At 54.2% G+C, this 9193-nt stretch carries 7 protein-coding genes and 1 tRNA gene; 3 read left to right on the top strand and 5 right to left on the bottom strand.

Features of this window, described 5'->3' with window-relative positions; all coding sequences use genetic code 11:
• The first annotated feature begins 76 nt into the window (after positions 1-76).
• Positions 77-622 (top strand): DUF1919 domain-containing protein, encoded by a 546-nt coding sequence (locus ACTIDN_RS01670; protein ID WP_441375760.1) that lies wholly within the window; start codon positions 77-79, stop codon positions 620-622.
• A gap of 870 nt (positions 623-1492) precedes the next feature.
• Here the strand turns inward: ACTIDN_RS01670 and ACTIDN_RS01665 are convergent.
• Positions 1493-1578 (bottom strand) — tRNA-Tyr (locus tag ACTIDN_RS01665).
• Positions 1579-1799: 221 nt separating this feature from the next.
• On the opposite strand from ACTIDN_RS01665, the gene panB reads away from it, so the two are divergent.
• Positions 1800-2561, top strand: coding sequence for a 3-methyl-2-oxobutanoate hydroxymethyltransferase (panB, locus tag ACTIDN_RS01660; protein ID WP_441375769.1), 762 nt, complete (start codon positions 1800-1802; stop codon positions 2559-2561).
• Between the two features lie 49 nt (positions 2562-2610).
• Here panB and ACTIDN_RS01655 read toward each other — a convergent pair whose 3' ends face one another.
• On the bottom strand, positions 2611-3702 hold the full coding sequence (locus ACTIDN_RS01655) for an NADH:flavin oxidoreductase/NADH oxidase (RefSeq protein WP_441375759.1): 1092 nt from the start codon (positions 3700-3702) through the stop codon (positions 2611-2613).
• A gap of 108 nt (positions 3703-3810) precedes the next feature.
• On the opposite strand from ACTIDN_RS01655, the gene ACTIDN_RS01650 reads away from it, so the two are divergent.
• Entirely contained in the window at positions 3811-4119 is a 309-nt protein-coding gene (locus ACTIDN_RS01650; RefSeq protein WP_441375758.1) for an ArsR/SmtB family transcription factor, read from the top strand.
• A gap of 35 nt (positions 4120-4154) precedes the next feature.
• Here the strand turns inward: ACTIDN_RS01650 and ACTIDN_RS01645 are convergent, their stop codons facing one another.
• Genes ACTIDN_RS01645 through lysA form a run of 3 tightly spaced genes read right to left on the bottom strand, consistent with a single transcriptional unit; the run spans position 4155 to position 9144 of the window.
• Complete coding sequence (locus ACTIDN_RS01645; protein WP_441375757.1) at positions 4155-4994, bottom strand: trypsin-like serine peptidase; 840 nt, start codon at positions 4992-4994, stop codon at positions 4155-4157.
• A gap of 35 nt (positions 4995-5029) precedes the next feature.
• Positions 5030-7804, bottom strand: coding sequence for a DUF4175 domain-containing protein (locus tag ACTIDN_RS01640; RefSeq protein ID WP_441375756.1), 2775 nt, complete (start codon positions 7802-7804; stop codon positions 5030-5032).
• Positions 7801-9144 carry a diaminopimelate decarboxylase gene (gene lysA, locus ACTIDN_RS01635; RefSeq protein WP_441375755.1) on the bottom strand — a complete coding sequence of 448 codons (1344 nt, stop codon included), beginning with the start codon at positions 9142-9144 and terminating at the stop codon, positions 7801-7803. Before lysA ends, ACTIDN_RS01640 begins: the two co-directional genes overlap by 4 nt.
• Positions 9145-9193 lie beyond the last annotated feature (49 nt).

Below are 9193 nucleotides of genomic sequence, written 5' to 3'. Positions count from 1 at the left end.
CTGAATTCTACAAAATGAACCGAAATTGCCTCAACTGTGAGAAATCCGCGTCGACTATCAAAATAAGGAGATTAAATTGGAAAATCCATCAATACATTCAATTATATCAAATAATTGCTGGGCAGGGCGAATTTTATCACGGCAACATTTACAATTCCGGACCCCGACAATAAACCTATTTATGGAAGCTGATGACTATATCAACTTTTTGAGAAATTTCAGAGAAATTGTTAATAAAGATATAATTTATAGTGAAGAGCAAAGTTCTTTGCATAATTGTATAGTGGGATTCATTGATAATGTTAAAATATTCTTCTTGCATTATCAAAATATAGATGATGCAAAAGATAGTTGGAAAAGAAGGGTAAGCAGACTGCCAGCTTCTGATGATGATATTCTTTTTCAGATTAGCGACAGAGATGGTTTTACTGAAAAAACATTAGAAGAATTTTCTAAATTACCATACAAAAATAAAATTGGATTTTTCACGCGCGGAAAATATAAAGATTTCGACGCAGATGTTTTTAAAGAAGTCGATTGGCATGAAGATGTTTGTCCTCCAGGCGTTATGCTAGGAGATATGACATTTGATATCGTCAGTGCTAAATATAACGTTTGCTGAGATATATAATCGTGGTCTTATTTTTGTAAGCATGAAGAGATAAAATCGACGAAATTAGATAGTTTGTCGATCTTATTTATAGTGCTTACAGGATTACGATGTCTTAGTCGGCAGGATATTTCTAGCGGTGTCCGGTTTAATGCGTTGTTTTTGTCCCTGTTACTGCTGTTGTAATTGGGGCGGATAGCTAGGTGGTATAGTTCGGTCTCTCGCTGCTGAAGGCCGGTCTGCCTGATTTAACCAATTTGATGGTTACGTTGAAGTGCAGAGCAGAACTTGATACTCCCCGAGTTGGGAATGGTGTCGCTGTTAATTGTAGAAGCCGTTCATATGATAAAAAGCGGCTAACGTAGCTCGGCGTGGTGTTGCACGACTCTGTCTCCAGAATTGTTTCGATAGAATCGGTGTTCATACAGTTTTCCTTCTCGAGGTACTGGAGGCAGTGGCTCGAGAGGTAAGAATGTTTTGTTAAAAGTAAGAATAGTCTCACTGGGTGCCACGACTAGGGTGGAAATGTAGCGGGAAGCCCGACTACGGACCCGCATCATCATATTCAGTATATGGATGGTCAGGTCTTTTAGAGGCATCAGTATGGAAACTGTCGTCCATGTGAAGCTAGATGCCACTCTCCTCAAGGCGCGGCAGAGTTTCTCAACAAGCCATCGTGTCGATGTAGGCTTATGAATTTTGAGCCGCAGAGAACGAAGTTCTTTTTTGGAAAACTCTCTTTCTTTCTGCAGGCTATGGTGCGGATGCGATCTCACCTCAAGCAATGAGTCAGTCAAGCCACGGAATCAGCAGCAATAGGCCTTTTAAGGACGCAAAAAACGCCTAGAGGCATAAAAATGATATTTATTTTAATAAGGAAAATGGTGGATGGGGTTGGATTCGAACCAACGTAGGCGTACGCCAGCGGATTTACAGTCCGCCCCCTTTAGCCACTCGGGCACCCATCCAGGCTGTTGAGGGGTGAATTAAAGGTCTGGCGGTTTCTTGTCAACGCCCTCTGTTCAATATGAGGCAATATTCGTGAAAAAAAATGCCTGGCATGGAACAGATCTGCTGTTGGTGGGTATGATGCTCGAAACCAGAGCCACTTTTTTGATGAGGAGAACAAGGTTTGAGCAAACATACAGGTAACAGGCGGCATACTCCCCGCTCACTGGCCATGTTGGATATGCCTATAGTCTCTCTCACGGCCTATACCACGCCAATGGCTCGTCTGATGGATCCGCACTGTGACCTGTTACTGGTAGGGGATTCTCTGGGGATGGTGGTGTACGGCATGGACTCTACCTTAGCTGTGACCACAGAGATGATGATTGCTCATGGGCAGGCTGTTGTGCGGGGCAGCCAGAATGCCTGTGTGGCCATTGACTTGCCGTTTGGCAGCTACCAGCAAAGCCCTCAGCAAGCGTTTCAGACTGCTGCCGAGGTGATGGCGCGTACAGGCGCAGGCTGCGTGAAACTGGAAGGTGGGGTTGAAATGGCCGAAACCATTCAGTTTCTAACCCAGCGTGGTATTCCTGTTATCGGCCATATCGGGTTGAAACCACAGGCTGTGCATACGCATGGTGGTTTCCGGACCGTTGGACGCGGAGAGGAAGCTGACCAGATCATGCTGGATGCACAAGCTGTTTCAGATGCCGGGGCTTTTGCTGTTGTCATTGAAAGTACCCTGGAGCCTTTAGCGCGCGCCATTACCGAGCGCCTGCCTATTCCCACGATTGGGATTGGTGCTTCTCCCGCCTGTGGTGGGCAGGTTTTGGTAGGCGAAGACATGCTAGGGCTTTTTACGGACTTCACGCCACGGTTTGTCAAACGGTTTGGGAATTTGGCGGAACAGGTTGATAAAGCTGTAGCGGACTACGCAAATGCCGTCCGCCAGCGTCAGTTCCCGAGTGGAGAACAGTGTGTGGGTTTGCCAAAAGGGACGTAGAAAGAAGTTTAGGGGCAGGAGTATGCCTGCCCCTGTATGCCGTCCGATGTTACTTATAGCGGCTGAGCCACCAGCCATACGGAGAGGGAAGCACGAAGGCAGGGTCTGCCTTATGAACGGCTTTTGCAGCTTCAAACGGCCAGTGTGGGTTGGCTAGCAACGGGCGACCTATAGAGACCATATCCAGTCCGCCTGTACGGATCAGGGCATCAGCTTGTCTGCCTTCACTAATGTACCAAGATGTTGAAACAGGAAGCCCGGTCTCATCCGCTACGCGGCGTGCCCAAGGTCCCATGAAAGCTGGACCCCACGGTATTTTGGCTTCCGGGGTGGAAAAACCTATGCTGACATCAAGAAAATCCAGACCGGACGTCCGTAGTTTTTTCAGAAGACTCAGGGAATCCTGAAACGTTTCTTCATCCCGTCCGTCAAATTCAATCACGCCAAAGCGCACGGAGAGCGGCAGATTTTCGGGCCAGACAGCTTTGACGGCTTGCAATGTTTCAATCAGGAAGCGGCCCCGGTTATCAGCAGATCCACCATACTGGTCTGTCCGCTGGTTGGAGTGGGCTGAAAAAAAGCTCTGCGCGAGATAGCCGTGGGCAAAATGCAGCATCAACCACTGGAACCCTGCATCCCGTGCGCGTTCCGCCGCTTTAACAAAATCTGCTTTAACACGGCTGATATCGTCAAACGTCATGGCCTCTGGCGTGCGGTTTAAGTCGCCACCAAAGGGAACCGGCGATGGCGCGATGGGCTGCCAGCTTTTTGGATTTTGCGCGGGAATATGGTCATCGCCTTCCCACGGCACGTTGGCGCTGGCCTTACGTCCGGCGTGGGCAAGCTGAATGCCCGGTACCGCTCCGGCTTTGCGTATACCCTCAACAACGGGGGCAAATGCAGCGGCCTGTTCATCGTTCCATAGTCCAAGGCAAGCGGGGGTAATGCGTCCTTCTGGAGAAACAGCAGTTGCTTCCACCACAACAAGCGCTGAGCCGCCACGGGCGAGAGAGCTATAATGTACCGTATGCCAGTCATTTGGCAGACCATCCTGCGCCTGATACTGACACATGGGAGCAACGGTAATGCGGTTGCGGAGTGTTACATCCTTAAGGGTATAAGGGGTGAAAAGACCGGTCATGCTATGAACCTTTTCTGCGGGGTGCGGCCTGACGTAACAGGCGCTGGTAATAGTTCGAATATAATCGAACTATTGAGTAACGCAAGGGCATAGCGCTAAAAGAGGGGCATGAAGCAGTATGAGCACCCTTTGATAGAGGCATTTGACCTCACGGCCGTCTTGCATGCCTTGTCAGACCCGTACCGGTTGTCTGTCGTGCAAAAATTGGCGGAAGCGCAGCCTCAGCCGTGTGGTCCACTGCAAGCAGGGCGACCCAAATCATCGGTATCGCATCATTTCATGGTGTTGCGCCGCGCAGGCGTTGTGCGCACGGAAGTGGTCGGCGCGCTGCATATGAACAGCCTGCGTGATGTGGAATTGGAACAGCGCTTTCCCGGCCTGCTTGCTGCGGTGTTGAAGGCCGCACGATCAGAGTAAGGCTGCTAGAGTTGGGTGAGAAAGCCTGAGAAAAATTAAGGTGTTTTTGTAGCCAGTAGTGGCACAGCGTCTCCGCCCGCTCCTGCGGTGTGAGCCAGAGCTTGCACACCTACGACCTGCCATCCGGTTGCATTTTGCCGGAGTAGCGGAGCACCACTACTGCCATGTGTGCCAGCGCAATCGTGGGTCAGTAACAGGTTGCCTTGCCCGTCCTGTGTCGTGCCGGTTAGGTGGCAGTGCGTATCTGCGGTGATAATGTCCGGCTGGTTCTGCTCATAGCCACCGAGACTGACGGACGTGCCCGGTGTTACATCCTGCAGTGTGGCGGTGACATGAAAAACGGCATCAGGCTTTGCTACTGGATGGTCAAGAATGAGGGTGGCGTGGTCCAGTCCTGCCAATTGGTGTTCCTGTGCCGTGGTGTAGCCTGGCGGGATAACAAAATGTGTCACACGCGCATGATCACTGTAATGGCCGCCACTGTAAGCGAGTAGAAAGTGCACACTCTCCGGTTGCACAAACCGATGGGTGGCGGAAAGCCACAGGCAGTGGGCTGCTGTCTGCACCACAACAGGGCTTAGCAAAAAGCCTGTGCAGCGGCTGCCAAGTTCTGTTTGCACCCGGCCAATGGCAGCCCAGGGCATCTGGCGTGTATTAACTTTCTGCCGAGGGTCCTGCGGGCCGACACCAGCGAGATGCTCGCGGTAAGCTGGCCCTTGTGCATGGCTTGAGGCAATAGAAAAAAGAGCCATCCACACAAAACCGGCCGCAAGCACCATACTGCGTTTGTGCAACCATAAGGACATTGTTCGGGCGTAGCCAGAAGCAGCAACCTGATAAACGGGGTGTCGGTCTGGTTTATGTAACACGCCCATGAACTGAGTTTCCCGTTTTCCTTTCAGAATAGCCCTCAGAACGGTTTGAGGAGCCTGTCCAGATAGTCCAGTTCCTGTTGTGGACGGGTGCGGTCTGAGTCGCGGCGGCGTAGTTCCTGCTCAATATCCCGGGCACGTTGGCGGGCAACCGTATCGGGCACGTGGGTACCATCATCCGGGGCTTGGTCTCCCCCTTCACCAAGGCGGCGGCCCAGAGGGTCGCGTTTGCCCTGCTGTTTTTGTTGGTCTCCGTTCTCGTCACTCTCGTCATCCGGGGTAGAGCCGCCATCACCGTGCTGGCTTTGGCCTTCCTGACCGCTACCTTCTCCGCCGCTGCCACCAAATGCGGGCAGGAAACTGGGCATGGCGTTTTTACCATTGCCTTTTAGGGCGTCCTGCATCTGCTGGCGGCCTTTCCGCAGGGCCTCAAGCACTTTTTCCTGCGCCGTGGCTGCTGCGCTGTCCTCCCCATCTGCCAGCGCCTTGCGGGCGTCTTTCATGCTTTTTTGAGCGTCTTCGAAAGCGGGCGGGGTTTTGCCGGTCAGGTCTTTGAATTCGTCTTTTAGTTCGTCCAGCGCATGGGTCAGGGCTTTCTGATTCGCACGGTCAGTGCGCCGGGCGGCAGCCTGTTCTTCCGCTTTTGCGGGGTCCAGCATGGGTGCTGGGGGCGGGGAGGCAGTGCCAGCATCGGGCGGAACAGGTAGGCCGAGCCTGCGTAACAGTTCGCCGGTAGGCATACTGCCATAGTCTTGGTCACCGTCTCCACCATCATCGGCCAACGCATTTTGTTCGCGGCTCTGGGCGCGTAAAACCTCATCCAGCCTTGACTGGGCATGGTCCAGCAGGCTGGCCTGTTTACTGGTCAGGTCACGCAAGGCTGCCGTTTGTTCCCGCACTTTGGCCTGCGCCATCATTTGCTGCGCCATTGCGGCCATATCCTGCGGGGTGGCGTTACGCATCCGCTCAGTGGCGTCTTCCATCTGTTGCAGCCGCTCAAGAGCCTCACCGGACTGACCGTTGGTGGCATCGCGCTCAAGCTGCTGCATCAGTTTGGAAAAAGCTTTGTCGCCTGCACGGGAAAAGCCCGGCAGGTCTGGAATGGCCGTATGTTCACGCATGGCTTGTGCTGCCAGAGCCTGCATTTTGCGGGCAATAGCGTCTTTCAACGTTTGCATCCGGCGCTCCAGTTCCTCCCGCGCCTGCTGGCTCTTATTGTCATCCTCACGCATGTGCCGGAGTTGTTGCGCCACAGCAGCCTGAGCTGCTCTCACATCCAGAGACGCCAGAGCAGAGGCATCATCACCCTTGCGTCTGTCCTCTATGTCCAGCGCCAGATCCCACAGCATGTTGACAGCACCAGTACGTGCTGCTTCTGGTTCGATGCGTGTATTTTCCAGCATGGACACAATGCTGGTCAGGTTTAGGAACATCCCTGTGTGATCGTAAATCGGGCCGGGAGTCTCGCCTAAAGCCTCAAGGTCGGTTGCGGTGCCGCTCCGGCTTTCGCGGCCCAGCGCATAGCGTTTGCGCAGTTCCAGCACGGCCCGCGCTACTGGGGAATGGAAGGTCCGTGCCCCAAGATGGAAGGTCGCAGGAGTACTTTTGCCTTCATGACCGCTGATGGAGCGGGCAACAATCTGGCCTGTGACCTCTTCCCCCGCCCACGGATCTTCTGACAGGTCAGGTGTTACAGCCCCTTTGGTTGATTTGGGTTGCCCTGATAGCGGCAGAGGAATTGTCAGAGTACGGGGAGGGGTGTTTTTACCCGGATGTGTCAGGTGTAGCTCGACGGATAAAGCGCTCAGGCCATAGGCATGTGCGGCTTCAAACGGTAAGCGTGTCCGCCATTCGCCTTTGCTGGCTCCCGGTTTGTCTCCCCATTTGGCAGAAGGCTGGGCATCTGGCAGCACGGTAACAGGCCATTGGGCCAGAACACGCCCACGTCCTGCCAGTGTGATAAGCCCTGTATGCTTAACCGAGACCTCTAGCTTCCAGCTTTGTGCATCCAGTGTTTGCGTGGCTTCGTCTGTCAGCACCATGCCCTTGGCTGCACGCACCGTTGGGTGGGTTTTTAACCCGGTGACAATAACCGTCAGTCTTGCCCCTTCTGGAACGCTGGGACTGGTTTTTAAAGGATTCAGAAAAACCGGCGCATCTGGCGTATAAGCAGGGGGGGTTATCCATGCTTCTATGTGGGGTAGCGGGACGTCTGCATCATCACGGCCCGGAATAAAACCGGCGGCGATACGGCTTAGGGCGTGAGGCCCGGCTTCAAGCGCTGTACCCGCCAATGCAACTAATACAGCGGCAGCCAGAGCCTGATGCAGGCGGGTGCGTGGGAGTAGGGAGGGCCACCCCGCCCGTAACGTGCCGAGTTTTGACAGAACACGGTGCTGATGCTCGGCCCAGAGCGCGGATGTTTTGGCATCTGCATGACCCGCAGGTTTGTCTGTCAGCGTGGCAAGGGGGCGGTTGGTGAGCCCTGAAGCACTTTCAATGCGCCGGTCAATGGCGCTGGTGCTTGGTGGTTTAAGGCTGCTGAGGTCGCGGTATAACCGCCAGCCACACAGGCCCAACCACCCGGTAATTGTGACCAACCGAAGACCGTCTGACAGATGTTGCGGCAGGCGCAGAAGGCTTGCCGCCGTATATACCCCCAGCAACCCGACTGTGGGCTGAAGGGCAGGCCAAAGCGTTTCAAGGCGTAGGACCAGTGCCGCATTGCGGCGTGCCGTCGCAAGCCGTGCGGCAAGGGAGCCATTCTGCGCCGAGCTTGAGGCCAGACTGTTTTTCAGGTCACCTGCTGTCATCTTTTTCCGGTAAGATGGGAGGGAACGGTTTCCGCCTGCCATAAGCTGGCAAGCGGCTGCCGGTCACGGATAACATGCCATGTTCCGTTATCAATCAACACTTCTGCAGCCAGAGGCCTGCTATTGTATGTTGAACTCATGACAGCACCATAAGCGCCTGTATCCAGAATGGCTACGCGGGATCCACGGTGCAACGGTGGGAGCAGGCGGTCACGGGCGAAGGTGTCTCCCGTTTCACAAACCGGGCCGACCACATGCGCCGGGGCGGAAGGGCTTGCCGCATCATGTGCGCTTAGGGGGACGATGCCGTGCCATGCGTCATACATGCTTGGGCGGAGCAGGTCGTTCATGGCGGCATCAAGCACAACAAAAGGGGCGTCATGCCCGCGCGCCTTATGCAAAATAACTTCCCCAAGCAGTACACCAGCAGGTCCTACAGGCCAGCGCCCCGGTTCAATGGCAAGCTTTAAGCCCAAATGGCCCAGTTCTGCCTTGATGGCTCCGGCCAGAGCCTCCGGTTGCCCTTCCGGTTCCGTGCGGTAGGAAATACCAAGGCCGCCGCCGCAATCCATGACCGTTACCGGCAGGCCTTGCGCGCGGACTGATTCGATAAGTGTTGCCATGCGGGCATAAGCAGCCCGATAGGGTGCAACAGACAAAATCTGGCTGCCAATATGGGTTGCAAACCCTACAGGCTTTATGCCGGGCAATTGGGTTGCATGAGCATAAAGCGCAGCAGCATCTTCAAACGGAATGCCAAATTTGTTGGCTGCCAGCCCGGTTGTAATCTTGGCGTGGGTCTTGGCATCCACATCCGGGTTAATTCGTAAGGTGATGGTGGCAGTGCGACCGTGTTTCTGGGCGAGGGCTGACAGAATATCAAGTTCCTCAGCGCTTTCCACATTGATCTGACCCACCCCAACGCGCAGGGCTTCTTCCAGTTCGGCATCCGTTTTTCCCACCCCGGAAAAAACGATGTTATGTGCCGCGATGCCTGCAGTAAGGGCACGCGCCAGTTCGCCACCGCTGACGATATCGGCACCATATCCCTCTGCCCTTAAAAGCGAGAGGACTGCCAGATGATCATTGGCTTTAACGGCAAAATGGATGGAGACATCAAGTTCAGCCTGCTGCATGGCTGCGCGTAGACGCGCCATCCGTGCGCGGATTGTGTCAGCGCTGATAACCCAGCAGGGTGTGCCTACGGCATTGGCTATGGCGTTAAGGGGCACCCCATCCATCAGCAAGCCGCTTATGCCGTCCATCTTCAAGTGTGGATGTGTTGCCAGAAGTTCAGCAACGGATGGGTCGGCATCGGTATAGGGAAGGGCGTCGGCCATAGGGGGTCTGCAACCTTGAAGTCAGAAAGAAACAGTGAGCACAGGCGGA

The sequence above is a fragment of the Acetobacter sp. genome (assembly GCF_052102375.1).
Classification (GTDB): domain Bacteria; phylum Pseudomonadota; class Alphaproteobacteria; order Acetobacterales; family Acetobacteraceae; genus Acetobacter.
This window is presented reverse-complemented; position numbering and strand designations above follow the sequence as displayed.

Coding starts and splice junctions, on each gene's coding strand:
- lysA (WP_441375755.1), bottom strand. CDS start 9,144: ATGGCCGACGCCCTTCCCTATACCGATGCCGACCCATCCGTTGCTGAA.
- ACTIDN_RS01655 (WP_441375759.1), bottom strand. CDS start 3,702: ATGACCGGTCTTTTCACCCCTTATACCCTTAAGGATGTAACACTCCGC.
- panB (WP_441375769.1), top strand. CDS start 1,800: ATGCCTATAGTCTCTCTCACGGCCTATACCACGCCAATGGCTCGTCTG.
- ACTIDN_RS01650 (WP_441375758.1), top strand. CDS start 3,811: ATGAAGCAGTATGAGCACCCTTTGATAGAGGCATTTGACCTCACGGCC.
- ACTIDN_RS01640 (WP_441375756.1), bottom strand. CDS start 7,804: ATGACAGCAGGTGACCTGAAAAACAGTCTGGCCTCAAGCTCGGCGCAG.
- ACTIDN_RS01645 (WP_441375757.1), bottom strand. CDS start 4,994: ATGGGCGTGTTACATAAACCAGACCGACACCCCGTTTATCAGGTTGCT.